The sequence below is a fragment of the Pseudomonas sp. RA_35y_Pfl2_P32 genome (assembly GCF_963970735.1).
Classification (GTDB): domain Bacteria; phylum Pseudomonadota; class Gammaproteobacteria; order Pseudomonadales; family Pseudomonadaceae; genus Aquipseudomonas.
In genome coordinates, this window is the sequence record NZ_CAXAQF010000002.1 from 307,600 (window position 1) to 324,783 (window position 17,184).

At 59.9% G+C, this 17,184-nt stretch carries 15 protein-coding genes and 1 pseudogene; 2 read left to right on the top strand and 14 right to left on the bottom strand.

Going from position 1 to position 17,184, the window contains the following annotated elements:
• Nucleotides 1-21: 21 nt before the first annotated feature.
• From AACY45_RS03470 to AACY45_RS03495, 6 genes and pseudogenes are all read right to left on the bottom strand, one after another.
• Entirely contained in the window at nt 22-1,164 is a 1,143-nt protein-coding gene (locus AACY45_RS03470) for an ABC transporter ATP-binding protein (RefSeq protein ID WP_095164689.1), read from the bottom strand.
• A gap of 74 nt (nt 1,165-1,238) precedes the next feature.
• Nucleotides 1,239-2,336 (bottom strand): polyamine ABC transporter substrate-binding protein, encoded by a 1,098-nt coding sequence (locus AACY45_RS03475; protein WP_339544162.1) that lies wholly within the window; start codon nt 2,334-2,336, stop codon nt 1,239-1,241.
• Nucleotides 2,337-2,523: 187 nt separating this feature from the next.
• Complete coding sequence (locus AACY45_RS03480; protein ID WP_339544163.1) at nt 2,524-3,636, bottom strand: polyamine ABC transporter substrate-binding protein; 1,113 nt, start codon at nt 3,634-3,636, stop codon at nt 2,524-2,526.
• A gap of 172 nt (nt 3,637-3,808) precedes the next feature.
• Nucleotides 3,809-5,173: an aspartate aminotransferase family protein gene (locus tag AACY45_RS03485; protein ID WP_339544164.1), complete on the bottom strand. Its 1,365-nt coding sequence runs from the start codon at nt 5,171-5,173 to the stop codon at nt 3,809-3,811.
• A gap of 55 nt (nt 5,174-5,228) precedes the next feature.
• Nucleotides 5,229-6,587 carry a glutamine synthetase family protein gene (locus tag AACY45_RS03490; protein WP_339544165.1) on the bottom strand — a complete coding sequence of 453 codons (1,359 nt, stop codon included), beginning with the start codon at nt 6,585-6,587 and terminating at the stop codon, nt 5,229-5,231.
• Between the two features lie 167 nt (nt 6,588-6,754).
• Nucleotides 6,755-7,045: pseudogene (locus AACY45_RS03495) on the bottom strand (gamma-glutamyl-gamma-aminobutyrate hydrolase family protein); the annotation flags it as partial.
• A gap of 278 nt (nt 7,046-7,323) precedes the next feature.
• Between AACY45_RS03495 and AACY45_RS03500 the strand changes: the two are divergent.
• Both AACY45_RS03500 and AACY45_RS03505 read left to right on the top strand, forming a co-directional pair.
• A complete protein-coding gene (locus AACY45_RS03500) occupies nt 7,324-8,700 on the top strand; it encodes a glutamine synthetase family protein (protein WP_015097275.1) in 1,377 nt (458 codons plus the stop codon).
• Between the two features lie 119 nt (nt 8,701-8,819).
• Nucleotides 8,820-9,455: a TetR/AcrR family transcriptional regulator gene (locus tag AACY45_RS03505; RefSeq protein WP_339544166.1), complete on the top strand. Its 636-nt coding sequence runs from the start codon at nt 8,820-8,822 to the stop codon at nt 9,453-9,455.
• 94 nt (nt 9,456-9,549) lie between these two features.
• Here the strand turns inward: AACY45_RS03505 and AACY45_RS03510 are convergent, their stop codons facing one another.
• The 8 genes from AACY45_RS03510 to AACY45_RS03545 all read right to left on the bottom strand — a co-directional run bounded on the left by AACY45_RS03510 (nt 9,550) and on the right by AACY45_RS03545 (nt 16,762).
• The gene (locus AACY45_RS03510) at nt 9,550-9,765 is read right to left on the bottom strand and encodes a TOBE domain-containing protein (protein ID WP_003213899.1); all 216 of its coding nucleotides are present in this window, start codon (nt 9,763-9,765) and stop codon (nt 9,550-9,552) included.
• 33 nt (nt 9,766-9,798) lie between these two features.
• Nucleotides 9,799-10,605 carry an aliphatic sulfonates ABC transporter ATP-binding protein gene (gene ssuB, locus AACY45_RS03515; RefSeq protein ID WP_339544167.1) on the bottom strand — a complete coding sequence of 269 codons (807 nt, stop codon included), beginning with the start codon at nt 10,603-10,605 and terminating at the stop codon, nt 9,799-9,801.
• A complete protein-coding gene (gene ssuC, locus AACY45_RS03520) occupies nt 10,602-11,390 on the bottom strand; it encodes an aliphatic sulfonate ABC transporter permease SsuC (RefSeq protein WP_339544168.1) in 789 nt (262 codons plus the stop codon). Before ssuC ends, ssuB begins: the two co-directional genes overlap by 4 nt.
• Nucleotides 11,391-11,398: 8 nt before the next feature.
• Nucleotides 11,399-12,547, bottom strand: coding sequence for an FMNH2-dependent alkanesulfonate monooxygenase (gene ssuD / locus AACY45_RS03525; protein WP_339544169.1), 1,149 nt, complete (start codon nt 12,545-12,547; stop codon nt 11,399-11,401).
• A gap of 25 nt (nt 12,548-12,572) precedes the next feature.
• Entirely contained in the window at nt 12,573-13,538 is a 966-nt protein-coding gene (locus AACY45_RS03530) for a sulfonate ABC transporter substrate-binding protein (RefSeq protein ID WP_339544170.1), read from the bottom strand.
• A gap of 90 nt (nt 13,539-13,628) precedes the next feature.
• Nucleotides 13,629-14,222 carry an NADPH-dependent FMN reductase gene (ssuE, locus tag AACY45_RS03535; RefSeq protein WP_339544171.1) on the bottom strand — a complete coding sequence of 198 codons (594 nt, stop codon included), beginning with the start codon at nt 14,220-14,222 and terminating at the stop codon, nt 13,629-13,631.
• A 242-nt stretch (nt 14,223-14,464) separates the two neighbouring features.
• Nucleotides 14,465-15,103, bottom strand: coding sequence for a peroxiredoxin (locus tag AACY45_RS03540; RefSeq protein WP_339544172.1), 639 nt, complete (start codon nt 15,101-15,103; stop codon nt 14,465-14,467).
• A 285-nt stretch (nt 15,104-15,388) separates the two neighbouring features.
• Entirely contained in the window at nt 15,389-16,762 is a 1,374-nt protein-coding gene (locus AACY45_RS03545; protein ID WP_339544173.1) for an OprD family porin, read from the bottom strand.
• Nucleotides 16,763-17,184 lie beyond the last annotated feature (422 nt).

A 17,184-nucleotide genomic window follows, 5' to 3' on the forward strand; every position in this document is an offset into this window, starting at 1 on the left:
GACGCTTGAGTTTTCGCGTATTCATGAGCGCAGTACCACGCCGCTGTCGTCTTCCCACCAGACGTAGACCTGATCACCCCAGGTCGGACGCTGGCCCCGGCGCTCGGCGTTGGCGACGAACGATTGCACCAGCTTGCCGCTCGGCAATTCGACGTAGAACACCGAGTGACCACCCAAGTAGGCGATGTCGTGGACCTTGCCGCTCGACCAGTTGTGCTCGCAGGTCGGCATATCGGCGGTGACCAGCAGTTTTTCCGGACGAATCGCGTAGGTCACCGACTTGTCTTGCACCGAGGTGCTGATGCCGTGGCCGACGTAGATGTTGCGGTCCAGGTCCTTGCAGGTAATCAGCGCATGGCCCTCGGCGTCGTCCACCACTTCACCTTCGAAGATGTTGACGTTGCCGATGAACTCGCAGACCAGGCGGCTGGTTGGGGTTTCGTAGATGTCGATCGGGCTGCCGATCTGGGCAATCCAACCCAGGTGCATGATCGCGATGCGCTCGGCCATGGTCATGGCCTCTTCCTGGTCGTGGGTCACCATGACGCAGGTCACGCCGACGCGCTCGATGATTTCCACCAATTCCAGCTGCATTTGCGAGCGCAGTTTTTTATCCAGCGCGCCCATCGGCTCGTCGAGCAGCAACAGCTTCGGCCGCTTGGCCAGGGAGCGGGCCAGGGCCACACGCTGGCGCTGGCCACCGGACAGCTGGTGCGGCTTGCGCTTGGCGTACTGGCTCATCTGCACCAGCTTGAGCATCTCGGCCACCCGGGCGTCGACTTCAGCGGCCGGGATCTTGTCCTGCTTGAGGCCGAAGGCGATGTTCTGCGCCACGGTCATGTGCGGGAACAGTGCGTAGGACTGGAACATCATGTTGATCGGCCGCTCGTACGGCGGCATGTCGGTGATGTCCACGCCGTCGAGGAAAATCCGCCCCTCGGTCGGTCGCTCGAAACCGGCGAGCATGCGCAGCAAGGTCGATTTGCCCGAACCCGAACCGCCGAGCAAGGCGAAGATTTCGCCTTTCTTGATTTCCAGGGACACATCGTCCACAGCAATCGTCTCGTCGAACTTCTTCGTGACCCGGTCGATTTTGACCAGCACCTGTTTAGGTGTCTGGTCGCCCTCGAGGGCTTTCTTGTAGGCGCCGGAGGCAACTGCCATTTACGAAACTCCCAACAAAAAGAGTGCAGTTCGCCCAATACGGGCGAAACCTTGGATAGGCTGAGCCTTTGTCACTATTTACCCGACTTGACCTTGGTCCAGCTGCGGGTCATCAAACGTTGAATGTTTGGCGGTAGTTCAATCGACACGTAGGTCTTGTCGAGGACCGCCTGGGGTGGATACACCGACTCGTCTTCGCGGATCGACTGTTCCATCAACGTGTCCGACCCCGGGTTCGGGTTGGCGTAGCCCACGTAATCGCTGACCTGGGCAATCACCTCAGGCTTGAGCAAGTAGTTGATGAAGGCATGGGCCTCTTTGACGTTGGACGAGTCCTTGGGAATCGCCAGCATGTCGAACCACAGGGCGCCGCCCTCTTTCGGGATCGAGTAGGCGATGTTCACGCCTTTACCGGCTTCCGTTGCCCGGGCCTTGGCCTGGAACATGTCGCCGGAGAACCCGATGGCCACGCAGATGTCGCCGTTGGCCAGGTCCGCGATGTATTTGGAGGAGTGGAAGTAGGTCACGTAAGGCCGCACCGCGAGCAACTTGGCTTCGGCCTTTTTGTAATCGTCGGGGTTGGTGCTGTTGGCATCCAGGCCCATGTAGTTGAGAACCGTGGGCATCATTTCATCGGCGGAATCGAGGAACGCCACACCGCAACTCTGCAGCTTCTTGATGTTCTCCGGCTCGAAGACCGCAGCCCAGGAGTCGATCGTGTCGACACCCAGCGCTGCCTTGATCTTTTCGGGGTTGTAACCGATGCCGTTGGTGCCCCACAGGTACGGCACGGCGTACAGGTTGCCCGGGTCGTTCTGTTCCAGGCGCTTGAGCAGCACCGGATCGAGGTTGGCATAGTTCGGCAACTGCGCCTTGTCGAGCTTCTGGAACGCGCCCGCCTTGATCTGCTTGCCGAGGAAGTGGTTCGACGGCACGACCACGTCGTAACCGGTACGCCCGGCTAGCAGTTTGCCTTCCAGGGTTTCGTTGGAATCGAACACGTCGTAGACCGGTTTGATCCCGGTGTCTTTCTGGAAATCGGCCAGGGTGGTCTCGCCGATGTAATCCGACCAGTTATAAATATGCACAGTACCGGCAGCTTGGGCACCGACAGCGAACGTCAGGCCGGCAGCGGCCAGCAGGGCATTGCGCAAAGAAGAAAAAATAGGCAAGTGGAGGTCCTCTAGTTTAGTTGGGCCCAAGTTGCCCCCCGTTGCATGACAGCCATGGCTGCCCGGCAACAAAACCGGCGCGCAACTTACCCTCGAAAAACCGTTCCAGCAAAACTTTCTGTCATTTAATTGCACCGCTGGCCGCCTTCGCGCAGACGACGGCCAGCGGTGGCTGCTTCAAACCGGCTTATTTACCGGATTTGATCTTGGTCCAGCTGCGCGTGATCAGGCGCAGGGTGGCCGCGTCCAGATCGCTGATCGCATAGAGTTGCTTCTTCACTTCAGCCGAAGGGTAGATGCTCGGATCGCTGGTGATGTCCTTGTCCACCATCGGCGTGGCAGCCTTGTTGCCGTTCGGGAAACGCACGGCGTTGGTGATGCCCGCCATCACTTGCGGCTCGAGCAGGTAGTTCATGAACTTGTAGGCGGCTTCGACGTTTTCGGCATCCTTGGGAATGGCGACCATGTCGTAGAAAGTACCGGCACCTTCTTTGGGAATGGTGTAGGCCAGTTTGACCTTGTCACCGGCTTCCTTGGCGCGGGCCTTGGATTGTTCCAGGTCACCCGAGTAACCGACCGCCACGCAGATGTTGCCGTTGGCCAGGTCCGAGATGTACTTCGAGGAGTGGAAGTAGGCAACCGAAGGACGCACCTTGAGGAACAGGTCTTCGGCGGCTTTCAAGTCAGCCTTGTCTTTGCTGTTGGTCGGTTTGCCCAGGTAGTGCAAAGCCGCCGGAATCATTTCGGTCGGGGCGTCGAGGAAGCTCACGCCGCAGCTTTTCAGCTTCTCGATGTTTTCAGGCTTGAACACGATGTCCCAGGAGTCGATCTTGTCGACGCCCAGCGCGGCCTTGACCTTCTCCGGGTTGTAGCCGATGCCGATCGAACCCCACATGTACGGGAACGCGTGTTTGTTGCCCGGGTCGCTGGCGTCGCCAACCGCCTTGAGCAGGTCTTCGTCGAGGTTCTTCCAGTTCGTCAGCTTGGACTTGTCCAGTTCCTGATAAACACCGGCCTTGATCTGCTTGGCCAGGAAGTTGTTGGAAGGCACCACGATGTCGTAACCGGATTTGCCGGCCAGCAGCTTGGCTTCCAGGGTTTCGTTACTGTCGAAAACGTCGTAGACGACTTTGATACCCGTGGCTTTCTCGAAATTGGCAACCGTGTCCGGCGCGATGTAGTCGGACCAGTTGTAAACGTGCAACACCTTGTCGTCCGCCTGAACCGCACCCGCCATCACGCCCATCAGGGACATGGCGATCAGAGTCTTGCCAGCGAGCTTTTTGCCTAATGCCTTCATGCGTTAATGCTCCAAATTTTTCTTTTTTGAACCACTTTGTTCAGCGGCCGAACCCGGACAACTGGAACCGCGGCTAGTCTGGCAAGATCCGAGGCGGTCTTTCAAGAAAAGACCCGCCTTTCTGACAGCTACGAGCGACAGCGCAACAGCTCCATCGCTCAGAGCCTAGCACTTAGCCCTGCAACGCACTCAGGGTCAGGTCCAGACACTTGCGTGCCTTGGCCACCAGCTCATCAATTTCTGCCGGTGTGATCACCAGAGGTGGAGCGATGATCATGGTGTCGCCCACTGCGCGCATGATCAGTCCGTTGTCGAAGCAGAACTGCCGGCAGATCATGCCCACACCCTTGCCTTCGTAACGTTTGCGCGTGGCCTTGTCCTGAACCAGTTCAATTGCCCCCAACAGCCCTACTCCGCGAACTTCGCCCACCAACGGGTGATCGTTCAGTTCACGCAGACGCTTTTGCAAGTACGGTGCCGTTTCTGCATGGACACGCTCGATAATTTTTTCGTCGCGCAGGATGCGGATGTTTTCCAGGGCCACTGCCGCCGCCACCGGGTGACCGGAGTAGGTAAAGCCGTGGTTGAAATCACCGCCCTCGTTGAGCACCTCGACCACGCTGTCACGCACGATCAGGCCACCCATCGGGATGTAGCCGGAGGTCAGGCCCTTGGCGATGGTCATCATGTCCGGCTTGAGGTCGTAGAAATCGCTACCGAACCACTCACCGGTACGGCCGAAACCACAGATCACCTCGTCGGCGACGAACAGGATGTCGTACTTGGCGAGGATTTCCTTGATACGCGGCCAGTAGCTTTCAGGCGGCACGATCACGCCGCCGGCGCCCTGGATCGGCTCGGCAATGAAGGCGCCGACGTTGTCGACACCCACTTCGAGAATCTTTTCTTCCAACTGGTTGGCGGCCCAGACCCCGAACTCTTCCGGGGTCATGTCGCCACCTTCACCGAACCAGTAGGGTTGCGGGATGTGCACGATGCCCGGGATCGGCAAGTCGCCCTGTTCGTGCATGTAGGTCATGCCGCCCAGGCTCGCGCCGGCCACGGTCGAACCGTGGTAGCCGTTTTTGCGGCTGATGATGACTTTCTTGTTCGGCTGGCCCTTGATCGCCCAGTAGTGGCGGACCATCCGCAGCATGGTGTCGTTGCCTTCGGAGCCGGAGCCGGTGAAGAACACGTGGTTCATGCCTTGCGGGGCGATGTCGGCAATGGCCTTGGCCAGCTCCAGCACCGGCGGGTGAGCGGTCTGGAAGAACAGGTTGTAGTACGGCAGCTCGCGCATCTGTTTGCTGGCGGCGTCCGCCAGTTCGTCGCGACCGTAGCCAATGGCCACGCACCACAGGCCGGCCATGCCGTCGAGGATCTTGTTGCCTTCGCTGTCCCACAGGTAAACGCCCTTGGCGCTGGTGATGATGCGCGGGCCTTTTTCCTTGAGCTGTTTGAAGTCACTGAACGGCGCCAGGTGATGGTCGTTGCTCAGGCTTTGCCATTCACGGGTTTGCGGGTTGTTGCTGGTCATAAAGCGCTCCTTCCTAGTGAGGTAAGAGTGCGGCTGGTGGGCCGCACCCGGCGTGTCAGACGGCGAATAGCAGGAATTCCCGTTCCCACGAACTGATCACGCGCTTGAAGTTTTCATGCTCGGCCCGCTTGACCGCGACGTAGCCAGTGATGAAGTTGTGACCCAGGTACTTCTCGATGGTCGTGCTGTTTTCCATGCGCTCCAGGGCGTCTTCGATGGTCAACGGCAGGCGCAGGTTGCGTCGCTCATAACCACGCCCAACCACCGGGGCGCTTGGGTTGAGGCCTTCGACCATGCCGATGTAGCCGCACAACAGGCTCGCGGCAATCGCCAGGTACGGGTTGGCGTCGGCACCCGGCAGGCGGTTTTCCACCCGACGGTTCTGTGGCCCCGCGTCCGGAACCCGCAGGCCCACGGTGCGGTTCTCTTCGCCCCATTCCACGTTGACCGGTGCCGAGGTGTCCGGCAGGAAGCGGCGGAACGAGTTGACGTTGGGGGCGAACAGCGGCAGCAGCTCAGGGATGAACTTCTGCAGGCCACCAATGTGATTGAGGAACAGCTGGCTCATGGTCCCGTCTTCATTGGAGAAGACGTTCTTGCCAGTCTCGATGTCGATGATGCTCTGGTGCAGGTGCATGGCACTGCCCGGCTCGCCCGTCATCGGCTTGGCCATGAACGTCGCCGCCACGTCGTGCTTGAGCGCGGCTTCGCGCATGGTGCGCTTGAACACCAGGATCTGGTCGGCCAGGGACAGTGCGTCACCGTGACGGAAGTTGATTTCCATCTGCGCCGTGCCGTCCTCGTGGATCAGCGTGTCCAGGTCCAGTTCCTGCAGTTCGCACCAGTCGTAGACGTCTTCGAACAACGGGTCGAATTCGTTGGCCGCTTCAATGGAGAACGACTGGCGACCGATTTCCGGACGCCCGGAACGACCGATCGGCGGTTGCAACGGGTAGTCCGGGTCGTCGCTGCGCTTGGTCAGGTAAAACTCCATTTCCGGCGCCACGATCGGCTGCCAGCCCTTGTCGGCATAGAGTTTGAGGACCTTCTTGAGCACGTTGCGCGGCGACAGCTCGATCGGGTTGCCCTGCTTGTCGTAGGTGTCGTGGATCACCTGGGCGGTCGGCTCGATAGCCCAGGGCACAAGGAACACTGCGTTCTGGTCGGGGCGGCAGATCATGTCGATGTCGGCCGGGTCGAGCAGCTCGTAATAGATGTCGTCTTCGACATAGTCGCCCGTCACTGTTTGCAGCAACACACTCTCGGGCAGGCGCATGCCTTTTTCGGCGATGAACTTGTTGGTCGGCGAAATCTTGCCACGGGTGATCCCGGTCAAGTCGGCGATCATGCATTCGACTTCTGTGATCTTGTGGTCTTTCAACCAATCGGTGAGCTGGTCGAGGTTGTTACTCATAAATGCCTCTGGGCTGAGTGTCCTGACTTCATTAAGAGTCAGGCGATGTTTGACGCATCCGCGTCGCGTTGTCGTGTCTGGACCATGGCCAGGCCATGCAGGTTAGAGCTTACCTGCCATTGGGGTCTGGTTTGCATACTTGCAGCAAAAGCCGTGCGTGCAGGAACCGCAACGACGGCGCGAATCAATGGGCAGGAAGTGGCAACGCGTGCAGAATCATGAGCAGTTCCCGGTGTATTCGCAGGACCGCTATAGTGAACAGGATCTATATTGGAGAAAGTGCCACTAACGAGAAGGGCTTCTACAACGTCCAGAATATCGGACGGGGACAGCGGCTCCGGCAACGCCGGCAGGCCCTTGGCCACCGCGCGGACGGACGTGTCGCCACTGATGTGGCAAGCATGCAGACCGATCTGCCTGGAGCAGGTGGTCACGCCGATTGACGGCAGGCGAGACATGAAGCACCCCGGTATTATTGCTGTTATGGGTTTGATTCGAGCTTAGCCTTGTTCATTTTTTTACACAACACCCCCGTAAAAAATACAACACGGCTCGCTCAAGCCTGCGGGCGGCAACGAAGGGAAAGGGATCAAAACGCCCCAAACTGCCTCAAAAATGCCCTTCGAGCGCTTTTTTAGGGCAAAAAAGGCCTCGCTTGACTTCGGCATGCCGTTCGGGTTGACTGGAATCTGAAAAGATCAATGATTGATATTTTTAACAACAAAGGTGTTGCATCATGTCGGTACCCCCGCGTGCCGTTCAGCTTAACGAAGCGAACGCGTTCCTTAAGGAACATCCTGAGGTTCTGTACGTTGACCTTCTGATTGCGGATATGAATGGTGTGGTGCGCGGCAAGCGCATCGAACGCACCAGTCTCCACAAGGTTTACGAGAAAGGCATCAACCTGCCGGCCTCTCTATTTGCTCTGGATATCAATGGTTCGACGGTGGAAAGCACCGGCCTGGGCCTGGACATCGGCGATGCTGACCGAATCTGCTATCCAATCCCCGACACCCTGTGCAATGAGCCTTGGCAGAAGCGCCCGACCGCGCAACTGCTAATGACCATGCACGAACTTGAAGGCGAGCCTTTCTTCGCCGACCCGCGTGAAGTGCTGGCCAACGTGGTACGCAAGTTCGACGAAATGGGCCTGACCATCTGCGCCGCGTTCGAACTGGAGTTCTACCTGATCGACCAGGAGAACGTGAACGGTCGTCCGCAACCCCCTCGCTCGCCGGTTTCCGGCAAACGCCCGCACTCGACACAGGTCTACCTGATCGACGACCTCGACGAATACGTCGACTGCCTCCAGGACATCCTGGAAGGTGCGAAAGAGCAAGGCATCCCGGCTGACGCCATCGTCAAGGAAAGTGCTCCGGCGCAGTTCGAAGTGAACCTGCACCACGTTGCCGACCCGATCAAGGCGTGCGACTACGCGGTACTGCTCAAGCGTCTGATCAAGAACATCGCCTACGACCATGAGATGGACACCACCTTCATGGCCAAGCCTTACCCAGGCCAGGCGGGTAATGGTCTGCACGTCCACATCTCGATCCTTGATAAAGACGGCAAGAATATTTTTGCCAGTGAGGATCCCGAGCAGAACGCCGCACTGCGTCACGCGATCGGCGGTGTGCTCGAGACCCTACCGGCGCAGATGGCTTTCCTCTGCCCGAACGTCAACTCCTACCGTCGTTTCGGCGCGCAGTTCTACGTGCCGAACTCGCCGTGCTGGGGCCTGGACAACCGCACTGTGGCGATTCGCGTGCCGACCGGTTCCGCCGATGCCGTGCGCATCGAACACCGCGTGGCCGGCGCCGATGCCAACCCGTACCTGCTGATGGCTTCGGTCCTGGCAGGCGTACACCATGGCCTGGTCAACAAGATCGAGCCTGGCGCACCGGTGGAAGGCAATAGCTACGAGCAGAACGAGCAAAGCCTGCCGAACAACCTGCGCGATGCATTGCGCGAGTTGGACGACAGCGAAGTCATGGCCAAGTACATCGATCCGAAGTACATCGATATCTTCGTGGCCTGTAAAGAGAGCGAGCTGGAGGAGTTCGAACACTCCATCTCCGACCTCGAGTACAACTGGTACCTGCATACCGTGTAAGCGGCTGCAGTGAAAAAACGCCATCGCGCCTAATTGGCCGATGGCGTTTTTTTATGGCAGCCGACAAGACAACACCCACCCCTGCTCGTACAATGCCCCCTGCCCTGCAGGAGACCTCAATGACCCGCCCCGCCCCCCTTCGCAAACCCCGCGCTCGCAGCCAGGCCCGGATCGACTCGATCCTCGATGCCGCACGCACGCTGCTGGCCACCGAAGGCGTGGCCAGCCTGTCGATCTACAGCGTGGCTGAGCGGGCCGGGATTCCGCCATCGTCGGTGTACCACTTTTTCGCCAGCGTCCCGGCGCTGCTCGAAGCCCTCACGGCCGATGTCCACAGCGCCTTTCGCGCCTGCTTGCAGGCACCGATAGAAACGGCTGCGCTCACCCGTTGGCACGACCTGTCGCGACTGGTGGAGCAACGCATGTTGCAGATCTACAGCGAAGACGCCGCCGCCCGCCAGTTGATCCTGGCCCAGCACGGGCTCACCGAAGTCACCCAGGCCGACCGCCAGCACGACCTCGAACTGGGCGACCTGATGCACACCCTCTTCGACCAGCACTTCGAACTGCCGGCGCTGCCCACGGACGTCGACGTGTTTGCCCTGGCCATGGAGCTGGGTGATCGGGTTTATGCGCGCTCGGTGCAGCAGCATGGGCAGATCACCCCGCGCATGGCGGAAGAAGGGATGCGGGTGTTTGATGCGTACCTGGGGCTGTATCTGCCGCCGTATCTGCCTAAGCGGGTTGCGCTTTAAAAGATCGTTGCCTGCGGCAGCTCCCACAAACATGTAACCCCATAACAAAACCCCGAAGGGCTCGCACCCTTCGGGGTTGTTCGTAGCGCACGGTTTACAACTTGGCGATCGAGACCTCGGTGGACTTCACGAAGGCAATCACTTCGCTGCCGATCACCAGTTCCAGCTCTTTCACCGAGCGGGTAGTGATCACCGAGGTGACGATGCCGGAAGCGGTTTGCACGTCGATTTCCGATAGCACATCGCCTTCGACGATTTCCTTGATGGTGCCTTTGAACTGGTTGCGAACGTTGATGGCTTTGATCGTCATGGGGATGATTCCTGTCGTGGGAAGAACGATGAGTTATTGAGCCCAGCGCAATTGCGTGGGCAAGGGTGAAACAGGTTCCGGCTCGGGCGGCACGCCCGGCAGGGCCAACACGCGGTTGAGCACTTCGGTTTCCAGCGCTGCCAGTCGATGTGAACCGCGGACCCGGGGGCGCGGTAATTCGACGTGCAGGTCCAGGCCAATCTCGCCCTCTTCGATCAGCAGCACCCGGTCGGCAATCGCCACCGCTTCGCTGACATCGTGGGTCACCAGCAACACGGTAAAACCATGCTGCTGCCACAGGCGCTCAATCAGTTGCTGCATTTCAATCCGGGTCAAAGCGTCCAGGGCACCCAGCGGCTCATCGAGCAACAGCAGGCGCGGCTGGTGGATCAGTGCCCGGGCCAGGGCCACCCGTTGCTTCTGCCCACCGGACAAGGCCGCCGGCCATTCATCGGCGCGGTCGGCCAGGCCCACCGCATCCAGGGCATCCAGGGCCTGCTGGCGCCAGTTGCCCTTGAGGCCGAGGCCCACGTTGTCGATGACCTTTTTCCAGGGCAGCAACCGCGCCTCCTGGAACATCAGCCGGGTGTCTTGCCGTGCTTCGCTGAGGGCTGCAGAGCCCGCCAGCAATTGCCCGTCCGTTGGCTGGTCGAGGCCGGCGAGCAAACGCAGCAAAGTGCTTTTGCCACAGCCGCTGCGACCGACCACCGCGACGAACTGACCGGCCGGAACATGCAGATCGATGTCACGCAGCACTTGCCGCGCACCAAAAGTTTTTTGCAGCTTGCGCACCGCCAGGGGAATCCCGCGCAGCAGGCGCGGCGGTTGTTGAGCCGTCATGCTGCACCGCCCTTGGCCACTTGATAGGCCGGGTGCCAGCGCAGCCACACCCGTTCCAGGCCTCGGGCCGCGAGGTCGGCCAACTTGCCGAGCACCGCATAGAGCACAATCGCCAGCACCACCACGTCGGTCTGCAGGAACTCCCGGGCGTTCATCGCCAGGTAGCCGATACCGGAGCTGGCCGAGATGGTTTCAGCCACGATCAGCGTCAACCACATGAAGCCCAGGGCAAAACGCACCCCCACCAGAATCGACGGCAGCGCCCCCGGCAGAATCACCTGGCGGAACAGGCTGAAACCGCTCAAGCCGTAACTGCGGGCCATTTCCACCAGCGCCGGGTCGACGTTACGAATACCGTGGTAGGTGTTGAGGTAGATCGGGAACAACGTGCCCAGGGCCACCAGGAAAATCTTCGCCGACTCGTCGATGCCGAACCACAGGATCACCAGCGGGATCAGCGCCAGGTGCGGCACGTTGCGGATCATCTGCACCGAACTGTCGAGCAGGCGTTCACCCCACTTCGACAGGCCGGTGATGAAACCCAGCACCAGGCCGATACCGCCGCCGATGACAAATCCGACGCCAGCGCGCCAGCCGCTGATGGCCAGGTGTTTCCAGATTTCGCCGCTTTGCACCAGGCTCACGCCCGCCTCGATCACCGCGATCGGTGCCGGCAGAATCCGCGTCGACAACCAGCCCGCCGACACCGACAACTGCCACACCGCCAGCAACAGCACCGGCAAGGCCCAGGGCGCGAGACTGTGGATAAGGGTTTGCTTCTTCATGGCGCGCCTCAGCTCTGGGACGCGGCTTTGGGAAGAATGTCGTTGGCCACCATTTCCCCGAACGGACTGACGTAGCCGCCACTTTTCGGCAACTCCGGGCGCTCGATCTCGAGGTGCGGGAACAGCAGTTCGGCCACCCGGTACGACTCTTCCAGGTGTGGATAGCCGGAGAAGATGAAGGTGTCGATGCCCAGGTCCGCATATTCCTTGACCCGTGCCGCCACGGTCGGGCCATCGCCGACCAGCGCCGTGCCAGCACCACCACGCACCAGGCCGACACCGGCCCACAGGTTCGGGCTGACTTCCAGGTTGTCACGGCTGCCACCGTGCAGCGCGGCCATGCGTTGCTGGCCCACCGAGTCAAAGCGCGCCAACGACGCCTGGGCCCGGGCGATGGTGTCGTCATCCAGATGGGAAATCAGACGGTCCGCGGCCTGCCAGGCTTCGTCATTGGTCTCGCGCACGATCACGTGCAGACGAATGCCGAAGCGCACGGTACGGCCCAGCTTGGCCGCCTTCTCCCGCACTTGCGCGATTTTCTCGGCGACCGCCGCCGGTGGCTCGCCCCAGGTCAACACCATCTCGACCTGCTCGGCCGCCAGATCCTGCGCCGCCTCCGAAGAACCGCCGAAGTACAGCGCTGGACGCGGTTGCTGGATCGGTGGATAGAGCAGCTTGGCGCCTTTGACGCTGATGTGTTGGCCGTCGTAATCGACGGTTTCGCCTTCCAGCACGCGGCGCCAGATCCGGGTGAATTCCACAGAGGCCTGATAACGCTCTTCATGGCTGAGGAACAAGCCATCGCCCGCCAACTCTTCCGGGTCACCGCCGGTCACCAGGTTGAACAACGCCCGGCCACCGGACAAGCGATCCAGGGTCGCCGCCTGACGCGCCGCCACCGTCGGGGAAATGATCCCGGGGCGCAGGGCGACCAGGAACTTCAGGCGCTGGGTCACCGGGATCAGCGAGGCCGCCACCAGCCACGAGTCTTCGCAGGAGCGTCCGGTGGGGATCAACACCCCGCCGAAACCCAGGCGATCCGCCGCCTGGGCGACTTGCTGCAGGTAGCCATGGTCAACGGCGCGCGCGCCTTCGGCAGTGCCAAGGTAATGGCCGTCGCCGTGGGTCGGCAGGAACCAGAAAATATTGAGGCTCATGGAGTGGTCTCCTTGGAAAGTCGAATTACTGGGTTTTGGCAACGGTCGCCGGCGGCGTCCAGATCACGTCGTTGATGCTCAAGGGTTTGGGGATCAACTTGAGCTGGTAGAAGCTGTCGGCGATTTTCTGCTGCGCCGCGACCACTTCCGGCGTCAGGAAATGCGCACCGTAGCCCTGGCGTTTCACCGAGGTCAGGGTGATGTCGGCGGGCAGGCCGAGCAGTGGCGCCACCTGTTTGGTCACGTCCTCGGGGTTGGCCTGGGACCACTCACCGACAGCACGGACTTCATCCACCAGGGTCTTGATCACGGCCGGGTGCTGCTCGGCGTAAGGCTGGGTGGCCAGGTAGAACTGGTGGTTGTCGACGATGCCTTTGCCATCACGCAGGGTGCGTGCCTGCAGTTGCTGTTCGGCGGCAGCCTGGTACGGGTCCCAGATCACCCAGGCGTCGACGCTGCCACGCTCGAAGGCCGCGCGGGCATCGGCCGGGGGCAGGAACACGGTCTGGATGTCGCTGTATTTGAGGCCGGCGTCTTCCAGGGCGCGCACCAGCAGGTAGTGCACGTTGGAGCCCTTGTTGAGCACGACTTTCTTGCCCTTGAGGTCCTGTACCGATTGGATTGCCGAGTCCTTCGGCACCAGGATCGCTTCACTGTGGGGAGCGGGCGGCTCGTAGGCGACATAGAGCAGATCGGCACCGGCGGCCTGGGCAAACACTGGCGGGGTTTCGCCAGTCACGCCGAAGTCGATGGAGCCGACGTTCAAGCCTTCGAGCAGTTGCGGGCCACCGGGGAATTCGGTCCATTGCACGTCGACGCCTTGGGCGGCGAGGCTTTTTTCCAGGGTGCCCTTGGCTTTGAGCAGCACCAGGGTGCCGTATTTCTGATAGCCGATGCGTAACGTCTCGGCCTGAGCTTGAGTAATGGCGCCGAAGGACACAGCCGCAGCAAACAGAGCGACCAGACCGCGACGCAAAATGACAGGGCGCATGGCGCTCTCCTTTTTGCAGTGGGGTTGTGGCTGCACCTGCTTGCCCGTTAGCGGGCGAGTAAGGCCAGTACTTCAAACTTCGGGTGGGACTCAAATGCTCCAGCGAGCACTCAACAAACGTTCATTCAACAGGTGGGGATCGAGCGGCTTCGGACGGCGGGCCATGGCGCTGAAAAACTGCTCCAGGGCTTCGTTCAACCGTTGCTCCAACTCAGGTGCCAACTTCGCCTGGGCACTGCCTTCGCCGTAGGCAATCTGACGGTCTTCGGCAAAGATGCCGTGCAGCATTTCCTGGGCCTTGAGCGCCGACAGCACCGGCTTGAGCGCGTAATCCACCGCCAGCATGTGGGCGATACTGCCACCCGTGGCCATTGGCAGCACCACCTTGTGGCTCAGGGCGCGTTCAGGCAGCAGGTCCAGTACGGTTTTCAGTGCGCCCGAAAAGGACGCCTTGTAGACCGGCGTGGCGATCAACAGGCCATCGGCATTGGCAATCTGTTGCAGCAGGTCGATCACCTTCGGGCTGTCGAAGCGGGCATGCAGCAAGTCTTCGGCCGGGAAGTCCCGCACCTGGTAGCTCACCACTTCCACCCCTTGTTGTTGCAACCAGCGTTGGGAGCGATCCAGTAGCACCCCAGAACGGGAGCGTTGGCTGGGACTTCCTCCGAGTGAGACGACCAGCATTACCTTGATTCCTTGTAGGTTGTAGGCGATTCGCAGCTTGCGATCTCGCGGTGATGGAATGACCTTAACAGGTGATTCATATATCTATAAATCATATTTATTAATTTGTTTATACTCAAAATGAATATCAAAACAGTCCAGGTTCGGACAAAAAAAGGCCGTCGAAACGGCCTGAAAACCCCTGCTTTGCTGTTCATCTGGAAAAAATCGCAGCCTGCGGCTGCTCCCACGGCCTGTGATTGTTAACGATTCGGCTGCGGCGTCAGGCGCAGGTACGGCTTCACCGCGCGGTAGCCTTTAGGGAAGCGCTGGGCGATCTCTGCTTCGTCCTTGAGCGAGGGCACAATCACCACTTCGTCACCGTCCTGCCAGTTGGCCGGCGTGGCCACCTTGTAATGGTCGGTGAGTTGCAGCGAGTCGATCACCCGCAGGATTTCGTTGAAGTTGCGCCCGGTACTGGCCGGATAGGTAATGGTCAGCCGCACCTTCTTGTTCGGATCGATCACGAACAGCGAGCGCACGGTCAGGGTATCGTTGGCGTTCGGGTGGATCAGGTCGTAGAGGTCCGAGACCTTGCGGTCGGCGTCAGCCAGGATCGGGAAGTTGACCAGGGTGTTCTGGGTTTCGTTGATGTCTTCGATCCAGCGATGGTGCGAGTCCACCGGGTCGACGGACAAGGCAATGGCCTTGACCCCGCGCTGGGCAAACTCATCCTTGAGCTTGGCGGTCAACCCCAGCTCCGTGGTGCACACCGGCGTGAAGTCCGCCGGATGGGAAAACAGCACGCCCCAGCTGTCGCCCAGCCACTCGTGGAAACGAAGGGTGCCGGCGCTGGAATCCTGTTCGAAATCGGGGGCGATGTCGCCCAGTCTGAGGCTCATGGTGCTGCTCCTGATGAGTGCGGAATGAGCCTACTGTGCCCGGCCTTTCTCCTAATTAAAAAGAATAAATATCGATTTATTTAGAACAATAACGAATATTAAATATCTGTTCACTGGACGCCTGCGCCCGCAGCGACCACGCTGCTGCCCAAGGTTCGAGAAGGCCTTGAGTTGCTGTAAGAAGGGAAGCCGGCAGACACACGGGGGTGGGTCTGCCGGCAAACAAAAGCCCCGCCAGGCGTCATGCCTGGCGGGGCTTTTTTTATCAGTCAGGCGAGCGCGCTGTTACAACAGCGGGATCGAGTAGCTGACGATCAGGCGGTTTTCATCCTGGTCGCGTTGACCCGGGATGTCGTTGCGCCACATGGCGTTTTTCCAGGTCAGACCCAGGTTCTTCAGCGGACCCTGCGGAATCACGTAAGCCACGGTCAGGTCGCGTTCCCACTCGCTGGCGCCAGTGGCATTGACTTTGGTCTGTGGCTTGGTGGTGCCGACGTTACCCGAGGTGTCGATGTTGTCGCCACGCAGGTAGACGATACCCGCGGTCAGGCCAGGCGCGCCCACTTGAGCGAAGTCGTAGGAGTAGCGAGCTTGCCAGGTACGTTCGCCAGCACGGGCAAACTTGGCAATCTGCATGTCGGTCGTCAGGTAAGCCGACGAGCCATCACCCTGGTTCAGCCAAGGGAAATCGCTGTCGCCGTTGCTGACCTGGTAACCGCCACCAAAGGTGTGACCAGACACCGTGTACAGCAGCAGGCCGCTGAACAGGTTGTTGTCGACCTTGCCCTTGGTGATGCCAGTGCCGTAGTCACCGGTGGTGTAGTAAGCCGGATCGTGGCCGTTGGCACCGTCATCGCGGCTGTTGAAGTAACGGAAGTCCGACTTCAGCACGCCCGGGCCGATTGCCCAGTTGTGTACCAGGCCCAGGAAGTGCTGCTTGTAGAAATCGTCCAGGTTGCCGTAGTAGTACTGCGCGGTCAGGTCCTTGGTGATCTTGTAGTCACCGCCGCCGTAGATGAACTTATTGCTGTCGCGGCCCGAAGCGGTTGGGCTGTTGGCGCCAGCGATCGACAGTTCTTCGTTGTTGCTGGAGTTACGACCTTTGGCGTGCTCGATCTGGCCACCGACCAGGGTCAGGTCCTTGATCTCGTTGGTGGTGATCTGGCCGCCCTGGAAGGTTTGCGGCAGCATGCGACCGTCGTTGGTCACGATCACCGGCAGTTTTGGCTGCAGGGTGCCGAGTTTCAGTTCGGTCTGGGAAATCTTGGCCTTGGCGGTCAGGCCCAGGCTGGAGAAGTTGTCCACGGCTTCACCGTTGGACTTGCTTGGGAACACTGTGCCGCCGTAGGAAGTGGCGGTGGCGCCGTTGGTGCCGCCGCCGGAATCCAGCTTGACGCCCACCAGGCCGATGGCATCCAGACCGAAGCCCACGGTGCCCTGGGTGTAACCCGAGGTGAAGCGCAGATCGAAACCTTGGCCCCATTCTTCCTGTTTGCTCTGTGCACCAGCGGCTTTGGTGTTGTTGTCGCGGTTATCGGTGTTGATGTAGAAGTTGCGCAGGCCCAGGGTGGCCTTGCTGTCTTCGATAAAACCGGCGGCGCCTGCCTGCTGCGCGACAACCCCTACGGCCACTGCCAGGGCCAAGGTGGACTTGTTCATGTTTCACTCCTCTCGTTTCTAATTTTTGTGTTTCCTGGTCCAGGGTCTGATGCCCCGGATCCACAGATGCGCGATTAGCGCCAGAGCGTGACAGCCAAGTCAATCGTAACAAGGCGTGTCTACGACCAAGGTCTAACCGCATGATTCGGTCGGTTCAGGTTAATGAATTTTCGATAAACCCAAAAAGAATTATTTCATCGTTTTTCATACGATTCGGGAATATAGCAAATCCCCATTCGTCGAAGCGAACGCCCGTGGGTAATTACTAATCGGTATTTATCGGAACGCCCTTAGATCTTTTGATTGAAAAGACCTTCATCAATCGTCAATCACGATCAAAAACGCGACTTCATTGGGCGAGGCGCGCATCATCCAAGGGGATTGTTACAGTTTGTGTATCGGGTGAAATACTTTCTCACTCG

Bases quoted from the DNA above. Each gene is read 5' to 3' on its own strand.
- AACY45_RS03530 (WP_339544170.1), bottom strand. From the start codon at position 13,538: ATGCGCCCTGTCATTTTGCGTCGCGGTCTGGTCGCTCTGTTTGCTGCG.
- AACY45_RS03540 (WP_339544172.1), bottom strand. From the start codon at position 15,103: ATGAGCCTCAGACTGGGCGACATCGCCCCCGATTTCGAACAGGATTCC.
- ssuC (WP_339544168.1), bottom strand. From the start codon at position 11,390: ATGAAGAAGCAAACCCTTATCCACAGTCTCGCGCCCTGGGCCTTGCCG.
- AACY45_RS03505 (WP_339544166.1), top strand. From the start codon at position 8,820: ATGACCCGCCCCGCCCCCCTTCGCAAACCCCGCGCTCGCAGCCAGGCC.
- AACY45_RS03480 (WP_339544163.1), bottom strand. From the start codon at position 3,636: ATGAAGGCATTAGGCAAAAAGCTCGCTGGCAAGACTCTGATCGCCATG.
- AACY45_RS03470 (WP_095164689.1), bottom strand. From the start codon at position 1,164: ATGGCAGTTGCCTCCGGCGCCTACAAGAAAGCCCTCGAGGGCGACCAG.
- AACY45_RS03510 (WP_003213899.1), bottom strand. From the start codon at position 9,765: ATGACGATCAAAGCCATCAACGTTCGCAACCAGTTCAAAGGCACCATC.
- AACY45_RS03545 (WP_339544173.1), bottom strand. From the start codon at position 16,762: ATGAACAAGTCCACCTTGGCCCTGGCAGTGGCCGTAGGGGTTGTCGCG.
- AACY45_RS03500 (WP_015097275.1), top strand. From the start codon at position 7,324: ATGTCGGTACCCCCGCGTGCCGTTCAGCTTAACGAAGCGAACGCGTTC.
- AACY45_RS03490 (WP_339544165.1), bottom strand. From the start codon at position 6,587: ATGAGTAACAACCTCGACCAGCTCACCGATTGGTTGAAAGACCACAAG.
- ssuD (WP_339544169.1), bottom strand. From the start codon at position 12,547: ATGAGCCTCAATATTTTCTGGTTCCTGCCGACCCACGGCGACGGCCAT.
- ssuB (WP_339544167.1), bottom strand. From the start codon at position 10,605: ATGACGGCTCAACAACCGCCGCGCCTGCTGCGCGGGATTCCCCTGGCG.
- AACY45_RS03485 (WP_339544164.1), bottom strand. From the start codon at position 5,173: ATGACCAGCAACAACCCGCAAACCCGTGAATGGCAAAGCCTGAGCAAC.
- ssuE (WP_339544171.1), bottom strand. From the start codon at position 14,222: ATGCTGGTCGTCTCACTCGGAGGAAGTCCCAGCCAACGCTCCCGTTCT.